Genomic DNA, 1,612 nt, shown 5'->3' with positions numbered 1-1,612 from the left:
ACCTGACTTGGCTCAAATTAGTGCCCACCGCGGATCGCGGTGAGCGCTTCTTGCAGGTCATTGGGTAGTGGGTCGGCGGCGTTGATCTGGTGCTCGCCGGCTTGGATGGTGATGGACCGGTAACGGCGGGCTGTGGTGACGAACTTCTTGATTGACCACTGCGATCGGGATTCGATGGCGCGGGTGACCGCTAGGGCGGCAAAGACGATCGTGAGGTGGGCGTCGATGGAATCGCGGAGGCGATGATAGATCGGGCGGGCGGCGAGGTCGCTCTTGGACATGCGGAAGCTCGTCTCGATCCGCCAGAGTTGATGGTAGGAGCCGATGACGAATTCCGGTGTGGGAGCAGCGATATTGGTGGCATAGGCTTTCCAGCCGGCCAGCAGACGCGCCTTGGTTTCGAGTTCACGGTTGACGCTCTTGTCGGTGCCTTTGAGGGTTATGAACCGGTTCCGTTTGACCGGGGCTTTCCCGGCGACCGCGTTCTCGGCTTTGGCGACCTGCTCGGCGATGCCCCGCAATGAGCGTCGGGCCCGATCGGCTGAGTACTGGTAGTAGACGACATGATCGCGACGCTTGTTCTTCGAACCAGCCGGAAACGGCTGGGTCAACACCAACCCGTCCGGCGGGGTGGACTCGGGATTGTGGTTGTGCCACTGCGAAATCAGGTACGGGATCGTGGGAATCTTCTCGCCCAGGATGAACGACAACCCGGCCGCTTCGATGGCCTTCTTGTTGGAATCGGAGATCATCCCGGCATCAGCGACGACGGTGACATCATCGAGGTTGTGGGCGGCCATGAACGCCCGCAGGGTCGGCAGCATCGTGGCAGTCTCGGCCTTGTTGCCCTCGAACGCCTCGACCCGAAGCGGGAACCCGGTCGCATCGGTCAGTAGCCCGACGGTGATCTGTGGTTCGAGACGGCGTTCCTTGGAAAATCCGGGCTCGCGGAATCCGTCAGCTTTGTCAGTCTCGAAATACAAGGTGGTGACGTCGTAGAGCACAAGGCTGGCCGGTCCCAGCGCGGCACGGGCAGCGCACGCCGCCGATAGCGCTGCGCGGAACTCGGCCTCGGCGTAGCGCGGCAGCCGACGCTTGAGGGTGGCATACGAGTTGGTTTCCACGCCGACCTCGCTCAGCACCCGCAGTGAGTCGAGCTTGCTGGTCGGCTCGATGATCCGGGCCAGCACCAGATCACGAAACATGCTGTCACCCTTGGTGGCGGCCCGGAATCCCAGATCGTCGTACACGTGGTTGAGGGAGTCCCACAACACTGCCATTCGTGACGAGGTGATCGGCAACGGGCCTGGCCCGGCCAGCATGCCGAAGTCCAAACTCTGCTGCCCTGAAGCGAGCCGCTCAGCCGCGGCCGCCTTCAGGGCAGCAAGTTCCTGCTCGTCGTGGGCGGACCCGATGTGCTCGATATCGCGCGCACCACGCCGATTCGAGTACACGATCTGGACCGCCGTCGCTCCCGACGCGGTCTTCACCGTGCGCACAAATGCCACACCGAGCAGCCTACGAGCCCGCATTTAGTGTCCACACCGCGACCCATCACACCAGGTCAACAGCCATGCGTCGCGCCGAACCCGCGAAAATGAGCCAAGTCAGG

At 62.8% G+C, this 1,612-nt stretch carries 1 protein-coding gene; it reads right to left on the bottom strand.

Translation table 11 applies throughout. The annotated features are described in order from the left end of the window. Positions 1 to 17: 17 nt before the first annotated feature. Positions 18 to 1,508 (bottom strand): IS1634 family transposase, encoded by a 1,491-nt coding sequence (locus Q9R39_RS24590; RefSeq protein ID WP_311278448.1) that lies wholly within the window; start codon positions 1,506 to 1,508, stop codon positions 18 to 20. Positions 1,509 to 1,612: the final 104 nt, after the last annotated feature.

The sequence above is a fragment of the Gordonia sp. AC31 genome, from assembly GCF_031844505.1.
GTDB lineage: Bacteria > Actinomycetota > Actinomycetes > Mycobacteriales > Mycobacteriaceae > Gordonia > Gordonia hongkongensis.
The sequence above is the reverse complement of the archived record's forward strand: the minus strand, read 5'-3'. Positions and strand labels throughout refer to the sequence as shown.